Below are 15,204 nucleotides of genomic sequence, written 5' to 3'. Positions count from 1 at the left end.
GTGCAAGGTACGTTCCGGTCGCTGCGCAACTACAACTATCGCGTGTGGGCGGGCGGCGCGCTCGTCTCCAACATCGGCACGTGGATGCAGCGCACGGCGCAAGACTGGCTCGTGCTCGCGGAACTGACGCATCGGAATGCGACGGCGGTGGGGATCGTGATGGCGCTGCAGTTCGGGCCGCAGCTTCTGTTGCTGCCGCTGACCGGTTACGCCGCCGATCACCTCGACCGCCGCAAGATGCTGCTCGCGACGCAAGCGGCGATGGGCACGCTCGCCCTCGCGCTCGGCGTCCTGACCGTGGCGGGCCACGTGCGCTTGTGGCAGGTCTACGTTTTCGCGTTTCTACTTGGCTGCGTCACGGCGTTCGACTCGCCGGTGCGGCAGACCTTCGTGGCGGATATCGTCGGCGAGGACGATCTGTCGAACGCCGTCGCGCTCAATTCCACCTCGTTCAACGCCGCGCGGATGATCGGCCCGGCCATCGCGGGCGTGCTGATCGCGTCGGTCGGCTCGGGCTGGGTGTTTCTCATCAACGCGGTGTCGTTCGGCGCGGTGATCTTCTCGCTGCGGATGCTGCGCACCGGCGAATTGCAGCAAAAGACGCCCGCTGTCAGAACGCGTGGGAGTTTTATCGAAGGTTTCCGCTATGTCTGGCGGCGTCCCGACCTGATGGCCGCGCTCGTGATGCTGTTTCTGGTCGGCACGTACGGCCTCAACTTCCCGATCTACATCTCGACCATGGCGATCACCGCGTTCCACGCGGGCGCGGGCGAATACGGCTTGCTGACCTCGGTCATGGCGATCGGCTCGGTCGCGGGCGCGCTGCTCGCCGCGCGGCGCGCGCGACCGCATTTCGGGCTGCTGGTCGGGAGCGCCGCCGTGTTCGGCGTGGGTTGCATGGTCGCGGCGCTCATGCCGAACTACCGGCTGTTCGGCGTCGTGCTGGTGTGTATCGGCGTGTGTACGCAAACCTTCACCACCTCGACCAACAGCCTCGTGCAACTATCGACCGAACCCGCGATGCGCGGCCGGGTCGTCGCTATTTTGCTTGCCATCCTGATGGGCGGGACGCCGCTCGGTGCGCCGGTCGTCGGCTGGGTCGCCGACCGGTTCGGGCCGCGCTGGGCGCTCGGCGTCGCGGCTCTGTCGGGTATCGCGGCGGCGGCGGTCGGTATCCGCTATCTCGTCCGGCATCGCGGGCTGCGGGTTCAGGTCCGCGCGCGGCGTCTTCATGTGAGCTTCGACGCCGAGCCGGCGGTTAAGTAACCGGCGTACGTGTGACCGCGATCTTCGTCAACTCGCCGAGCCGCTCGACGGCGGCCTCGATTTCACGCGTCCAGCCGCAGACAGTCGTCGTGCGCGCCGTCGAGTCCGAACGGATGGCCGGGCGCAAAGCCGATCCCTTCTGCGCGCCGCCTCGAACATCGGGCGCGTGCTGACGGGGCGTGTTTCCGTTGGCATTGCCCGGCAATCGCGCCCAGGTTACGAAGCCGCCCGCTGGATCGGTGATGTCGGGGATGTCGAGGATGTCGGGGATGTCGGGGATGTCGGGGATGTCGGTGATGTCGGTGATGTCGGTGATGTCGGGGATGTCGGGGATGTCGGTGCCGTCGGGGAAATAGCGCAGGATCGCGTCGCGCAGCGCTCGCCGCGGCTGCTGGAGCGCGCCCTTCAATCGGTTGCGGGCATGGTCGGCACTTTTTCTGGAAAATCTGTTATGTAACAGATTCGCCGCCGTTGTGTAGAGGCCGGCACATAACGACATGTCACCATCAGCGCTTATGCACGGAGAACCCATGACCACCACGACCCGAAACTTCCGAAGCGACTTCCGCAGCGACACCGTCACTCGCCCGAGCGCGGGCATGCGTGCGGCGATGGCCGAGGCGGAAGTCGGCGACGACGTCTTCGGCGACGATCCCACCGTCACGCGCCTCGAAGCCCGCATGGCCGAACTGCTCGGCAAGGAAGCCGCGCTGTTCGTGCCTTCCGGCACGCAGTCCAACCTCATCGCCCTGATGGCGCATTGCGGGCGCGGCGATGAATACATCGTCGGGCAGAAGGCGCATTGCTACCGCTGGGAAGCGGGCGGCGCGGCGGTGCTCGGCAGCATCCAGCCGCAACCGCTGACGAATCAGCCCGACGGCACGCTGCTCCTCGCCGAGATCGAAGAAGCCATCAAGCCCGACGACGCCCACTTCGCGCGCACGCGGCTCCTCGCGCTCGAAAATACGATCGGCGGCAAGGTGCTGCCGCAGTCGTACGTCGAGGCGGCAACGGCGCTCGCTCGCCAACACGGGCTCGCGTGCCATCTGGACGGCGCGCGCGCGTTCAACGCAGCGATCGCGGCCGACTTGCCGATCGATGCGATCGCGCGGCCGTTCGATAGCGTTTCCGTGTGTTTGTCGAAGGGATTGGGCGCGCCGGTCGGGTCGGTGCTGGTGGGATCGGCGAAGCTGATCGCAGGCGGGCGGCGTTTGCGCAAGATGCTCGGCGGCGGGCTTAGGCAGTCGGGCATTCTCGCGGCGGCCGGTCTGTATGCGCTGGATCACAACGTGGCGCGCCTCGCCGACGACCACGCCAACGCCCGCGCGCTGGCCGAAGGTTTATCGGCGCTGCCGGGGCTTTCGGTTGCCGCGCCGGATACGAACATCGTGTTCGTCGATGTCGCCGCCGAGCACGCTGCCGCGTTCGCCGCGTATCTGGCCGAGCGGGGTATCGGCTTGACGTCGGCTTACGGCGCGACGCAGCAGCGTTGGGTCACGCATCTCGACGTGGACCGGCAAGCCGTGGAATTTGCGCTTGAAGCGGCGGCCGAGTTCTTCCGGAATCGCGGCTGAACGTTCGGCGCGGGTCTACCGCGCCAGCTTTTGCTGCAGCATCGCCTTCACATCGGGCCATTCGGTATCGATGATGCTGAAGCGCACCGAGTTGCGTTTCCGGCCGTCCGGCATGATCCGCTCATGCCGGACAATCCCCTCCTGCTTCGCGCCAATCCGCAGAATCGCCGCGCGCGACTTCTCGTTCAGTTCGTCCGTGGTGAACTGGACGCGCACGCACTGCATCGCCTCGAACGCGTGCGTGAACAGCAAGAATTTCGCCTCGGTGTTGACGCCTGAGCGCTGAGCCGATTCACTCAGCCACGTATGACCGATTTCCAGCTTGCGGTTCGCGGAATCGATCTTCCAGAACCGCGTGCTGCCGACCACGCGCCCGTTATCGCGACGAACGATCACGAATGGCATCACCGTGCCCGCCTCACGCCCGGCGAGCGCTTTCGCGATGTATTGATCGACGGTGTCCGGTCCGGGGATGACCGTTAGTTTCATATTCCATAGTTCACCGTCCGCGGCGGCGTCGAGCAGGCTGGGTGCGTCGGCGGACTGGAGCGGGCGCAACTCGGCGAGCTTGCCGGTCAGCGCGGTCTGTTGCGGCGGCGTGGAGGAACTCATGGGGTTTGGGGGATGTGTTGCATGGGACCGGACATCATAAAACGGATGACGATCTGATGGACGGGGCGGCGGGATTGGGAATTTTAGATCGGCGTCAAAATATTACTACGGATTTCTAACTGTTTTTCGTTTTCGCTGGATTAATCGGATAAGGTTTTACGAGCTTGCTTAACACGGCATTAGCGCTACGGATCCGTTCAACACCTGGCAGGAAACCGGACATGGAATGCTTTAATGCATGGGGAAAACTGAAGCGCGACGACAGCGGTGACGTGCGCGTTCATCCGCTGTGCGATCACATGCTCGACGTCGCAGCGTGCTTTCTTCGGATCGCCGAGTGCCAGCCGATACGACGCTCGATGCACCGAACGGCCGGCCGCGCGCTCGATGCGCGCGACCTGGCGCGTCTTGCCGTGCTCGCTTATCTGCACGACATGGGCAAGGCGAATTGCGGCTTTCAGCGCCGCTACTGGAACGACGGCAACGCGCCGCGCGGCTGGCCCGAGCCGGCGGGTCACGGCAGCGAGGCGTTGCTGGCATTCAAAATAAAAGACGACCACCTGCTGGCCGGTCTGCCGCTCGACGCAATGGACACATGGGGCGCGTCCACCTGGGATCTGTGGCGCGCGAGCCTTAGCCATCATGGCCGGCCGCTCGTCGAGCAACTGAGCGCGGACGCTGCCATCTGGCGGCCGGTCGCGGGCTACAGCCCGGCGCGAACACTGCATGACATGGGCGCGCAGATTCAGCGCTATTTCCCGCTCGCCTTCGAGCCGGGCGGCGCGCCGTTGCCCGATGCGCCCGCGTTCGCGCATCTGTTTGCGGGCCTGCTGCAGCTTGCCGACTGGCTCGGCTCCGACGAGCGCTTTTTCGAATACGGCGTCGCAGGCGTGGATCGTCTGGATGCGGCGACCGCGGGCGCAAACCGCGCGGTCACGGCAATCGGTCTCGATACCGCCGACCTTCGCGCCTTTCTCGACCATCGCCCGCCGTCGTTCGCCACCACGTTCGGCGTGCCGCAAGCCCGGCCGATCCAGCGTGCGCTCGGCGAAAGCGGACACGGGCCGTTGCTGATCCTCGAAGCCGAAACCGGCAGCGGCAAGACGGAAGCGGCGCTTTGGCGGTTCGCATCGCTATTCGCGAGCGGCGCGGTGGACAGCCTCTACTTCGCGCTGCCCACGCGGGTCGCGGCGTCGCAAATCTACCGCCGCGTGCAGGATTTCGCCGCGCGGCTCTGGCCGGTCGATACTCCGCTCGTCGTGCGCGCGCTGCCCGGGTACGAGAGCGCGGACGGCAACGACAAGACCGCGCTGGCGGATTACAAAGTCCTCTGGTCCGACCATCCCGACGACTCGACCGCCGCCAAACGCTGGGCGGCCGAATCGCCGAAACGTTTCCTCGCCGCGACCATCGCCGTCGGTACGGTCGATCAAGCGCTGATGGCCGCGCTGACCGTGCGCCACGCGCATCTGCGGCACGCGTTGCTGAGCCGCGCGCTGCTCGTCGTGGATGAGGTCCACGCCTCGGACGACTACATGGGCATCGTGCTGGAGCACCTGTTGCGCGCGCATCTCGGCGCGGGCGGTCACGCGCTGCTGCTCTCGGCAACGCTCGGCTCCCGCGCGCGAACCCGTTATCAATCCATCGCCCGAGGCGCGGACAAGCCGCCCGTCCCGGTTCCACCGCTCGATCGTGCCTGCGCGCTGCCCTATCCCGCGCTTACCGACGGCATCCGCATGCACGCGCTCAAAGGCAATCCGGCGCAAAAAAAGGTGCATTGGCAGACGCTGCCCGCCATCGACGACCCCGCACGCATCGCCCGGATTGCGCTCGATGCGGCAGCCCGGGGCGCGCGCGTTCTGGTCGTGCGCAATACGGTCAAGGCCGCCGCAGCCACGCTTCGCGCGGTCGAAGCGGCGCAGAAGTGGGATCGCGAGAAGGCGTGGCTTTTCAATGTCGGCGGCGGCCAGGGCGTGAGCACGCTGCACCACAGCCGCTTTAGCCGGCAGGACCGGCCGCTGCTCGATGCGGAAGTCGAACGGCGCATGGGGAAATTTCGCGGCAGTGTGGGCGGCGCGATCGTGATCGGCACGCAGACGCTGGAGCAGAGCCTCGATATCGACGCCGATTTGCTCATTACCGATATCTGTCCGATGGACGTGCTGCTGCAACGCGTCGGGCGTCTGCATCGCCATGCGCGCGCGGCCGCTGAGCGACCCGCCGAATTCAGCAAGGCGCGAGCGTGGGTGCTGATGCCGGAGAGCGGCACTTTCGATGCCTATCTGCAGCGCGCGCAGCACGGTCTCGGCTTGCAGCGCGGCGGCGGCGGCGTGTACGCGGATCTGCGGATCGTCGAGGCCACGCGGCGGCTGATCGAAGCGCAAACCTCCCGAGATATTCCACGCGATAACCGCGAACTGGTCGAGCGCGCGACGCATCCCGATTGCCTGCGCGCGATCGAGGCCGAGCTGGGCGGCGCGTGGGCCGAACTGGCGCAAACGCTCGAAGGCGAAAGCGGCGCGAAGCGGGCAATCGGCCACTTGCACGCGCTCGCCTACGACACACCCTTCGAGGCGTTGCTGCCGTTCGACGCCGGCAACAAGATCGCCACGCGGCTCGGCGCGGCCGACCGGCTGGTGGAACTGGACCCGCCCGTCGCCGGGCCGTTCGGTAGCCCGGTGCATCAACTGGCTATCCGGCATTTCCTCGTGCCCGCCGACTTGGATGCCGAGACGCGCGCCACCGATGTCGCCGTCACGCCCGGCGGATTCGAGTTCAGTTTGGGAAGCGCGCGCTTCAACTATGACCGCTTCGGCCTTGAACGCATCGAAGGCGGTCATCCGACAGGAGGAACTGCATGAGCCTGCACTATTCGTTACTCGACGAGCGTCTCGTTCGTTATCGCGATCATCACGGCGCCGCCGAAGCCGCGACCTTGCCCGAGCTTTTCGCGGCACTCGCCGCCGATGCCGTGCGCGACTTTCCGGCACTGCGACCGCATCAGCGGCATCCGTGGCACGCGTTCCTGACGCAACTCGGCGCGCTCGCGATGCACGCCGCTGGACGCGCCACGCCGTTTCCGACCGCGTCCGAATGGCGGCGCGCGTTGCTGGCGCTCACGCCCGGGCATCCGGGCGGCGAGCCGTGGTGTCTCGTCGCGCCGCCTGGCGAGCCGGGTTTCATGCAGCCGCCCGTGCCGGCGGGAAATCTCGCCGGCTGGAAAGACCCGATATTCGCCGCCGATGAACTCGACATGCTGGTCACGTCGAGAAATCACGATCTGAAAACGGCGCGGATGCGGCGAGCTACGCCAGAAGACTGGTTGTTCGCGCTTGTCAGCTTGCAGACGCAGGATGGCTATTTTGGCTCGGGTAACCATGGTGTTTCGCGAATGAACCGCGCCCGCGGAAACCGTCCCGCTGTCGGCGTCATGCCAACGGGCGGCTGGGGCCGGCGCTGGTCGCGGGACATTCGCATTTTGCTGCAGTCTCGCGAAAAAATCGCTGAGATGAACGAGTTGAAGGCAGTTGATGGCATCGCGCTGACCTGGCTCGCCGCGTGGGACGGCACCACCAGCCTAGCGTTTTCCTTGCTCGACCCGTTCTATATCGAAGTGTGCAGGCGCGTTCGGCTCGCTCTGAACGGCGCGGATTTGATCGCGTACCGCACCACCAGCAAAGCAATGCGGATCGCGGCAAAGGAACGCAACGGCGTGACCGGCGACCCGTGGACACCGGTCGATGCGGCCGAAGGGAAGTCGCTCACCGTCCGCGCAGAGGGGTTCGATTACAAGCTCACGTGCGAGTTGCTGCTGAATAAAAAGTACCGGCCAGCCGCCACGCAGACGCTGCTCGACGACGACGGCGACGAAGGCGTCTGCGAGTTGCTGCTGAATAAAAAGTACCGGCCAGCCGCCACGCAGACGCTGCTCGACGACGACGGCGACGAAGGCGTCGTCATGCTCGCGCGGACCATCGTGCGAGGTGAATGCAAGACCGAGGGCTATCACGAGCGGCGCATTCCGATATCGCGCCAGATGCGGATCGCGTTTCGAACGAAGAACACGGACGCAGTGGCCGAGGTTGCGCAGCAGCGTATCGATGCAATCGCGGAAATCCGCAAGCAGCTTTGGCTGGCGCTCTGCACGCTGTTCAACAATGGCGAGAGCGATGCCTCCGATTCGGTCAAGAAGCAGGCAAGCCGATTTTCCGAGCCGTTCGAAAAAACCGAGGACGCGCGTTTTTTCGACGACCTCGTTCTGCAGATCGAATCCGCGACGCCCGAGGCCGAATACGAGCGCTGGCTGCTCGACCTCGCCGAGCGCGCAAGAGCCGTTCTGCGCGCTGCCTTCGACGCCGGTCCGCGCAGCGGCATGCGTCGATATCGGGCCCAATCCGGCGCGCTTAACAAGTTCGATCGCGCGCTGCGCAGCGACAAATCGCCATTGAAAACGCTCGCGCGTCTTTATCGCGAGCGCAGCGAATCGAAAATTCCACAGGAGACATTCGATGTCTATAACTGACGCTCATGCCGCCGCGACGACGGACAAGCCTTTCGACCGTTACTACGCGCTCCAGACGTTCGTCACGCACGCGTCGACTGCCGACCGCAGCGCCCTCGCGCGCCTGGACCCAGACGCGCCGATGCCGCATCAACTGGCCGCGCTGGCCCGCGCGCTGCTCGCCGCCAAGCTCGAACCCGAGCGCTGGCAACGCGAAACATGGCGCCGCTGGGCGCTGATCGCGCACGGCATCGCGCTCGCGGGTCACGAGAACGGCCAGCTAGGTGAGCAATTGGCGAACGCAGGCGTGTCGGAAGCGCGCGTTACGCGGCTTTTGACCGCACGCGGCGACGCCTTCACTCAGGCATTGCCGCGCCTCTTGCGCCTGCTCGCGAGCAAGTCGGTCAAACCGAACTGGAAAGAACTCGGCGCGCTGATTCTCAACGAGAGCGCGGCCGACACCGCACGCCAGCAAATCGCTGAAAGCGCGCGCCTGCGTATCGCGGGCGCTTTCTTCTCTTCACTGGCCCGCAAGGCCACGAGCCATTGAATTCTCTTCACTCGCCACGTTCGGCGGATAACCAGGAATGCCCATGTCGCTGCCCCGCTTCATCCAGATCCATACCTTGCACAGCTATCCCGCCGCGCTGCTCAACCGCGACGACGCCGGCCTCGCCAAGCGTCTCCCGCTCGGCGACGCCATCCGCACCCGCATCTCGTCGCAGTGTCTCAAGCGTCACTGGCGCGTCGCCGACGATCATTTTTCCCTCCGCTCGCTCGGCGTCCCGATGGCCGTGCGCTCGCGCGGCATTCTGGAGCGCATCAGAACGCGCTTGATCGAGGCGGGATTGTCAGCGGAGTCCGCGATGACCGCCGTCGAGGCGTTGCGCGAAGGCGGGCTGGTCGATAAAAGCGGCAAGCTGCGCAAAGGCGAGGACGCCACGAAGACCGGTCAGGCCGTGCTGCTCGGCGAGGCGGAAATCGATTATCTGGTGGCGCGCTGCACCGCGCTCGGCCAGGCGCACGCAGAGGAAAAAGACCTGCGCGCCGCGGTCGCCGCGTTCCTCAAGGACGAAGCGAAGAATATCGACGCCCTTCGCCACGGTGCGGGCCTCGAATCCGCGCTGTTCGGCCGGATGGTCACGTCCGACGTGTTCAGCGGGCGCGACGCCGCCGTCTACGTGGCGCACGCGTTCACCGTCCATGAAGCGCAGACGGAGAACGACTATTTCACCGTCGTCGACGATTTGCTGCGCGAAACCGGCGAGCAGGCCTCGGCGGGCATTTTCGATACGGAACTCGCGTCGGGGCTTTATTACGGTTATGTGGTGATCGACGTGCCGCAGCTTGTCGCGAATCTCGAAGGCATTCCGATCGGCCAGTGTTTCAGCGCGTCACCCGACGAGCGCAGTCTCGCGGCGCGTGTCGTGCATCATCTTCTTCACCTGATCGCGACCGTCAGCCCGGGTGCGAAACGCGGATCGACGGCGCCGTTCGAATGGGCGCAGTTCGTGCTCGTCGAAACCGGCGACTGGCAGCCGCGCAGCCTCGCCGGCGCGTTTCAGAACGCGCTGCCGCTCGCCAGTTCGCCGATGCGCGTCGCCGCCGCGACGCGTCTCACCGAAGAAATCGCCAAGCTCGACGCCGCTTACGGCACGCCGCTCGAACGGCGCTATCTTTCGCTCGACGCCGTGGACGTGCCGCAGGCGGAGCGTCTGCCGCTCGCCCAACTCGCCGAGTGGGTGCAGACGCGCATCACGCAAGGAGCGTGAGATGGCCGACCATCTTCTGCTGCGGCTACGCGCGCCGCTCATAGCGTTCGGCGGCGAAAGCATCGACAACCTCGGCGTGATCCGCGACTTTCCCGCGCTTTCGATGATCACCGGCCTCTTCGCGAACGCGCTCGGCTGGCAACGCAGCGATCACGCGCGGCACGACCGGCTGCAGGCGCGGCTGCGGATCGGCACGCGTCTCGACAACGCGGGTCACCGGCTGACGGATTTCCAGACGGCGCAGCTCGCGAAAAACGATGTCGGCTGGACGACGTCGGGTCGGCCGGAAGGTCGCGGAGGGAACTCGTACGAGAGCCCACACTTGCGTCATCGCGATTACCACGCCGATCTCGACGCGCGGGTTGCGCTGCGCCTCGAACCCGCCGACGAAGCGCCCACGCTCGCAATGCTCGCCGCCGCACTGGACCGGCCGGCGCGGCCGCTGTTTATCGGCCGGAAGCCGTGCGTGCCGAGCGCGCGGCTTTTCGACGGCACGATCGAGGCGGAGAACGTGCTGCAGGCGCTGCTGAGCGTCGAGACGCCCGCGCATGCTTCGCGTCTCCAATGGCCGGAAGGCGAAGGACGTTTGCCCGGCGACCGTCTGGTCGATACTTGCGACGAACGCAACTGGACGAGCGGCGTGCACGGCGGTTGGCGGCCCGTGCGCGAAGGCAGCGTGGCGGCGTCGTTCTCGGTGGCCACATCCATGGAGGCCAGCGCATGAATCCGTTTTATTTGATGCACTGTCAGCCCGATCCGCGTCAGCTGACCATTTGGGCGACCAAACATCATCTGCTTGGACCGCAGGGCGATCTTGGCTACGCGCTGCACGGCCTGCTGCGGGCCGCGTTCGGCGACTACGCGCCGAAGCCTTTTAGCTACGCCGATACGCGCATCGGCCTGCTCGCCTACACCCGCGTCGCGCAGAACGAATTGAACGAACTCGCCGCGCTCGCGCCGCCGGATGTCGCGGGCGCGCTCGGACTCGATGCGGGTTTGCGCACCCGCGCGTTCCCGCAAAGCTGGAAGGCCGGCCAGATCCTCGGCTTCAGCGTGCGCGTGCGGCCGGTGCGGCGCGCACGCGATGGCCGCGAGCGGGATGTGTTTCTCCCCGCCATCGAGAAGGCGGAACGCGACGCGGCGGTGGATCGCGCGGCGGTGGATCGCGTGGCGGTGGATCGCGAGGCGGTGGATCGCGTGGCGGTGGATCGCGCGGCGGTGGATCGCGAGACGGTGTATCGCGAGTGGCTCGCGCAGCAACTCGGCGCGCAAGGCGCGGCGCGTCTGCTCGATGCGAGCATGACGCGTTTTCAGCTAACGAAAGCGCTGCGTCGGACGCAAGCGATCGAGGGATCGGACGAAGGGCGCAAGGTCCGCTTCGTGTGCGGCCCCGATGCGACGTTTGCCGGACACTTGCAGATCGACGATCCCGAGGCGTTCGCGCGGCAAGTCGAGCGCGGGATCGGACGGCATCGGGCGTTTGGCGTCGGCATGTTGCTGCTCAGACCGGCGGCGAGCGTGGATTAGCGCCGTGCTGAAAGGTCGCTTGGGACTCGAAACCGCGCGTATTCCGCACGCGGATCGTCACGGTCTGCTCTGGCTGGAACGCGGCGAGTTGCGGGTGATCGACGGTTGTCTGCACTTCGCGCGCGGCAGCGGCCAAGGCGCGTCGGAACTCGACCAGATTCCGCATCAGGCTGTGTCGATGATACTGCTCGGCCCGGGCAGCAGCGTCACGCACGATGCGCTGCGTCTGCTCGCGCGCCACGGCACGTTGCTCGCGGCGGTCGGCATGGACGGCGTGCGTAGTTACACCGCGCCGCCGCTGCTGCCCGACCGTTCCGACGTTGCGCGGCGGCAGGCCGAGCTTTGGGGCAATCCGCGACGGCGCATCAGCGTCGCGCGGCATATGTATGCATTGCGGCTGGGCGAAGTGCTACCGCATCGCGATCTCGACACATTGCGCGGTATCGAGGGTTCGCGCGTCAAGGCGATGTACCGGCTGCGCGCGCAGGAATTCGGCGTCGTCTGGGCGGGGCGTAAATACGACCGCGCGAACCCCGACGCCACGGACATCGTGAATCAGGCCATCAATCACGCGGCGACCGCCGTGCAGGCCGCGGCGGCTATCGCCGTGCAGTCGCTCGCGGCCGTGCCGCAGCTTGGGTTTATCCACGAGGATTCGGGCCAGGCATTCGTGCTCGACATCGCCGACCTGTTCCGCGACGACATCACCCTCTCGATTGCATTCGCGGCGGCGAGGCAGGCGGCCGACAGCGAGGAGACGATCGACAGGCTCGTGCGGCGAGAAGCGTCGCGTGTATTTCGGAAGCGGAAACTCATTCCGTCGATGATCGACCGAATCAAGGCTGTATTGCGACTGGAGGAAGGCCGTGGCGCTGGTGATGATGGTGACGCGTGACGTCGCGGATCGGTTCCGCGGGTTTATTGCGTCGGTGATGCTGGAGGTAGCGCCCGGCGTCTATATCTCGCCGCGGATGAGTCCGGGCGTGCGGGAGCGCGCTTGGGGCGTGCTGGCGGACTGGCATGGACGCGAGCCGCGTGGGAGTGTCGTGATGGTTTGGCGGGATTTGGAGGCGGTGGGCGGCGTGGGATTGAAGCATCTGGGATCGCCACCGCGGACGCTGGTGGAGATCGACGGGATGTTGGTGACGCGGTTTTGATTTTCGTTTTTAGGGTTGGGTTTCGCCTCTTGCGGGAACGGATGGGAAAGGCTGTTTTGTCTTATGGATCATGGAGTTAAGGGGTAGAGGTTCCTCCGCGCACGCGGAGATAGACCGAAGCGCGTGGACATTTCCGGCGCACGGGGAAAGGTTCCTCCGCGCACGCGGAGATAGACCCACACGCGCATCGAGAAAGGGCACTACCGCGCGGGTTCCTCCGCGCACGCGAGATAGACCCCACTCCATCGGCGGATAACCGCCCGTCTGGTCGGTTCCTCCGCGCACGCGGAGATAGACCCTCAGGTCGAGCGTGAGTTCCGGCTATATGCCGGGTTCCTCCGCGCACGCGGAGATAGACCCGCGGCGTCGCTTTACCCGTCATTGCCATAGATGGTTCCTCCGCGCACGCGGAGATAGACCCATTTCTGGAAGCGTTTCGGCGCGGCCATGATGGGTTCCTCCGCGCACGCGGAGATAGACCCTGATTTTGCTCGACTTCACGCAGCCGAACGCGGGTTCCTCCGCGCACGCGGAGATAGACCGCCCGCCCGCTGCGTCGAGCTTTTTTTTTACGAGGTTCCTCCGCGCACGCGGAGATAGACCCAGGGTCAGCATATCCGTATAGATCCTGAGAAAGGTTCCTCCGCGCACGCGGAGATAGACCCTGATACGCGCCGGCCGCCGTGGACACCGCGTTGGTTCCTCCGCGCACGCGGAGATAGACCCCCGCCGGCGGGAATGATCTTCGCGCCGACACCGGTTCCTCCGCGCACGCGGAGATAGACCCGATCACGCCGCTATTGCGGACCTCGACGTGCGGGTTCCTCCGCGCACGCGGAGATAGACCCGTATCCTCGAGTGAGTAGGCGGGGGAGCGCTTGGTTCCTCCGCGCACGCGGAGATAGACCCGCGACAGCTTACGGCGATATTCCGCACAGCGAGGTTCCTCCGCGCACGCGGAGATAGACCTTTTGACGATGGAATGGCGATTCGCGTGGCAAAGGTTCCTCCGCGCACGCGGAGATAGACCCGTGTAGCCGCCGAGCGATGACTGTAAGACGTGGGTTCCTCCGCGCACGCGGAGATAGACCGCCGGATGTGGGAGCGGTCAAGGCGAGGCGCGAGGTTCCTCCGCGCACGCGGAGATAGACCCGAACTACCGAGAGGTTAAGAGCTTTAGCGTGCGGTTCCTCCGCGCACGCGGAGATAGACCCGCGCTGAACGTCAACGACGATGTGAGCAAATCGGTTCCTCCGCGCACGCGGAGATAGACCCGAAGATGTCGCGCACGAATGAAGAAGTTGCCTGGTTCCTCCGCGCACGCGGAGATAGACCCGCGCCGTTATTTTCAAAGCCCCACGCGCTGCAGGTTCCTCCGCGCATGCGGAGATAGACCCCGCCGCCCGCACCGGTCGCTCGGGAAAATTACGGTTCCTCCGCGCACGCGGAGATAGACCGCGTTAAGCGCGATTCCGCGACGGCAAGCGGGTGGTTCCGCCGCGCACGCGGAGATAGACCCGACGCCTCGATCATGCTGAGATCGCCGATTGAGGTTCCTCCGCGCACGCGGAGATAGACCCGGGCGAGGACGGCAGCGCAGCGGCCCTTGATAGGTTCCTCCGCGCACGCGGAGATAGACCGCAACGAAATATTCGAGTCGCGCCGCGCATCGGGGTTCCTCCGCGCACGCGGAGATAGACCGCCTTAGCGCGAAGTGCCAGCGCTCGAAAATTCGGTTCCTCCGCGCACGCGGAGATAGACCCAAAAAATATGAGGCGACGATCGGCGTCGATCGGGTTCCTCCGCGCATGCGGAGATAGACCCAGGGCGTCGATGGTCTGAGTCTGGCTCAGCGCGGTTCCTCCGCGCACGCGGAGATAGACGCCATCCCCGGTCGAAAGATCCCGAGCTGGCGAAGGTTCCTCCGCGCACGCGGAGATAGACCCCGGTGGCGTCGCGCGGTGTCATCGCAGCGGCAGGTTCCTCCGCGCACGCGGAGATAGACCCGTCTACGACAAACGCTTTCGTGCGGGGAATCGGGTTCCTCCGCGCACGCGGAGATAGACCTCAACGGGCGGCCTTTCTGGACCGTGAAGGGCCGGTTCCTCCGCGCACGCGGAGAAAGCCCCCCGAAACAGGCAGCGTGGATCAGGCCAGCCAAGGATTCCTCCGCATAACCGGAGATACACATTCGACGCGTGACGGCATGAACACGGCCGCCGAGGTTCCTCCGCCTATGCGGAGATAGACCCGGCGCAAGCAGCACGGCAGCACGGCAGCACGGCAGCACGGCAGCAGCCGGAAGCGGATTCCTGCGCGCAAGCGAAGACAAACCGTCGCGCCTTAAAAAGCGAGCCAACCCCGCACCTAATTTAATCTCCCGCCACAAAACCCATTCAAACTCCATAACGCGAAAATATCCCCCGCCAAATAAAGCCCATACCCCATTCCGAAACTATCCCTCCGATTATTCAAATACATATCCATAAACAAATCCCCTTGACCAACCCCACTCTCCCGACAATAATATTCTTCATCCCCTTCAGAAAATAACAAAGCCCGTCACGCAAACCCACGACCCCGCCATTCCGACCACGGACGGCACAAACATGACAGAAGCGAATGCCGAAGCAAATTCCATCGACCCTCGCCGTAAAACCGAGGAAATCCGTAGTTTCCTGTTCCTGACCGTAGTCATGGTCCCCGTTCTCACCCTGCTCTTCATTGCCGGATATGGCTTCACCGTGTGGTTTTACCAGATACTGGTCGGCGGCCCACCGCACTGAATTATTAAC

The 15,204-nt window shown here is 65.3% G+C and carries 13 protein-coding genes and 1 CRISPR repeat array; of the genes, 11 read left to right on the top strand and 2 right to left on the bottom strand.

Translation table 11 applies throughout. The annotated features are described in order from the left end of the window. Positions 1-1,266: an MFS transporter gene (locus tag AC3D25_RS23900; RefSeq protein WP_488890943.1), complete on the top strand. Its 1,266-nt coding sequence runs from the start codon at positions 1-3 to the stop codon at positions 1,264-1,266. On the opposite strand, the gene AC3D25_RS23895 is transcribed toward AC3D25_RS23900, so the two are convergent. Further along, complete coding sequence (locus tag AC3D25_RS23895; protein WP_488890942.1) at positions 1,259-1,765, bottom strand: hypothetical protein; 507 nt, start codon at positions 1,763-1,765, stop codon at positions 1,259-1,261. The genes AC3D25_RS23900 and AC3D25_RS23895 overlap by 8 nt on opposite strands. A gap of 31 nt (positions 1,766-1,796) precedes the next feature. On the opposite strand from AC3D25_RS23895, the gene ltaE reads away from it, so the two are divergent. Then, positions 1,797-2,840, top strand: a complete 1,044-nt coding sequence (ltaE, locus tag AC3D25_RS23890; RefSeq protein WP_488890941.1) for a low-specificity L-threonine aldolase — start codon at positions 1,797-1,799, stop codon at positions 2,838-2,840. 15 nt (positions 2,841-2,855) lie between these two features. On the opposite strand, the gene AC3D25_RS23885 is transcribed toward ltaE, so the two are convergent. Beyond that, positions 2,856-3,452 carry a GNAT family N-acetyltransferase gene (locus AC3D25_RS23885; RefSeq protein ID WP_488890940.1) on the bottom strand — a complete coding sequence of 199 codons (597 nt, stop codon included), beginning with the start codon at positions 3,450-3,452 and terminating at the stop codon, positions 2,856-2,858. Between the two features lie 221 nt (positions 3,453-3,673). Between AC3D25_RS23885 and cas3 the strand changes: the two genes are divergently transcribed. The 9 genes from cas3 (at position 3,674) to AC3D25_RS23840 (ending at position 15,195) form a co-directional block, all read left to right on the top strand. Beyond that, entirely contained in the window at positions 3,674-6,313 is a 2,640-nt protein-coding gene (cas3, locus tag AC3D25_RS23880; RefSeq protein WP_488890939.1) for a CRISPR-associated helicase Cas3', read from the top strand. Next, a complete protein-coding gene (locus tag AC3D25_RS23875) occupies positions 6,310-7,974 on the top strand; it encodes a type I-E CRISPR-associated protein Cse1/CasA (protein WP_488890938.1) in 1,665 nt (554 codons plus the stop codon). Before cas3 ends, AC3D25_RS23875 begins: the two co-directional genes overlap by 4 nt. Then, a complete protein-coding gene (locus AC3D25_RS23870) occupies positions 7,961-8,503 on the top strand; it encodes a type I-E CRISPR-associated protein Cse2/CasB (RefSeq protein ID WP_488890937.1) in 543 nt (180 codons plus the stop codon). The genes AC3D25_RS23875 and AC3D25_RS23870 overlap by 14 nt, the downstream gene beginning before the upstream one ends. A gap of 43 nt (positions 8,504-8,546) precedes the next feature. After that, entirely contained in the window at positions 8,547-9,725 is a 1,179-nt protein-coding gene (gene cas7e / locus AC3D25_RS23865; protein ID WP_488890936.1) for a type I-E CRISPR-associated protein Cas7/Cse4/CasC, read from the top strand. Between the two features lies 1 nt (position 9,726). Beyond that, positions 9,727-10,449: a type I-E CRISPR-associated protein Cas5/CasD gene (cas5e, locus tag AC3D25_RS23860; protein ID WP_488890935.1), complete on the top strand. Its 723-nt coding sequence runs from the start codon at positions 9,727-9,729 to the stop codon at positions 10,447-10,449. Beyond that, on the top strand, positions 10,446-11,252 hold the full coding sequence (gene cas6e / locus AC3D25_RS23855) for a type I-E CRISPR-associated protein Cas6/Cse3/CasE (protein WP_488890934.1): 807 nt from the start codon (positions 10,446-10,448) through the stop codon (positions 11,250-11,252). The genes cas5e and cas6e overlap by 4 nt, the downstream gene beginning before the upstream one ends. Before the next feature lie 4 nt (positions 11,253-11,256). Further along, positions 11,257-12,147 (top strand): type I-E CRISPR-associated endonuclease Cas1e, encoded by an 891-nt coding sequence (cas1e, locus tag AC3D25_RS23850; protein ID WP_488890933.1) that lies wholly within the window; start codon positions 11,257-11,259, stop codon positions 12,145-12,147. Beyond that, positions 12,119-12,409, top strand: coding sequence for a type I-E CRISPR-associated endoribonuclease Cas2e (cas2e, locus tag AC3D25_RS23845; protein WP_488890932.1), 291 nt, complete (start codon positions 12,119-12,121; stop codon positions 12,407-12,409). Before cas1e ends, cas2e begins: the two co-directional genes overlap by 29 nt. A gap of 269 nt (positions 12,410-12,678) precedes the next feature. Further along, a CRISPR array of direct repeats spans positions 12,679-14,537; the repeat unit is 28 nt; unit sequence GGTTCCTCCGCGCACGCGGAGATAGACC. Positions 14,538-15,018: 481 nt separating this feature from the next. Then, on the top strand, positions 15,019-15,195 hold the full coding sequence (locus AC3D25_RS23840; RefSeq protein ID WP_488890931.1) for a periplasmic nitrate reductase, NapE protein: 177 nt from the start codon (positions 15,019-15,021) through the stop codon (positions 15,193-15,195). Positions 15,196-15,204 lie beyond the last annotated feature (9 nt).

Source organism: Caballeronia sp. SL1002 (assembly GCF_057814995.1).
This window is presented reverse-complemented; position numbering and strand designations above follow the sequence as displayed.

Excerpts from the sequence above, each read along its gene's own strand:
- AC3D25_RS23895 (WP_488890942.1), bottom strand. The coding sequence starts at position 1,765 with ATGTCGTTATGTGCCGGCCTCTACACAACGGCGGCGAATCTGTTACAT.
- cas7e (WP_488890936.1), top strand. The coding sequence starts at position 8,547 with ATGTCGCTGCCCCGCTTCATCCAGATCCATACCTTGCACAGCTATCCC.
- ltaE (WP_488890941.1), top strand. The coding sequence starts at position 1,797 with ATGACCACCACGACCCGAAACTTCCGAAGCGACTTCCGCAGCGACACC.
- AC3D25_RS23870 (WP_488890937.1), top strand. The coding sequence starts at position 7,961 with ATGTCTATAACTGACGCTCATGCCGCCGCGACGACGGACAAGCCTTTC.
- cas5e (WP_488890935.1), top strand. The coding sequence starts at position 9,727 with ATGGCCGACCATCTTCTGCTGCGGCTACGCGCGCCGCTCATAGCGTTC.
- cas6e (WP_488890934.1), top strand. The coding sequence starts at position 10,446 with ATGAATCCGTTTTATTTGATGCACTGTCAGCCCGATCCGCGTCAGCTG.
- AC3D25_RS23875 (WP_488890938.1), top strand. The coding sequence starts at position 6,310 with ATGAGCCTGCACTATTCGTTACTCGACGAGCGTCTCGTTCGTTATCGC.
- AC3D25_RS23885 (WP_488890940.1), bottom strand. The coding sequence starts at position 3,452 with ATGAGTTCCTCCACGCCGCCGCAACAGACCGCGCTGACCGGCAAGCTC.
- AC3D25_RS23840 (WP_488890931.1), top strand. The coding sequence starts at position 15,019 with ATGACAGAAGCGAATGCCGAAGCAAATTCCATCGACCCTCGCCGTAAA.
- cas3 (WP_488890939.1), top strand. The coding sequence starts at position 3,674 with ATGGAATGCTTTAATGCATGGGGAAAACTGAAGCGCGACGACAGCGGT.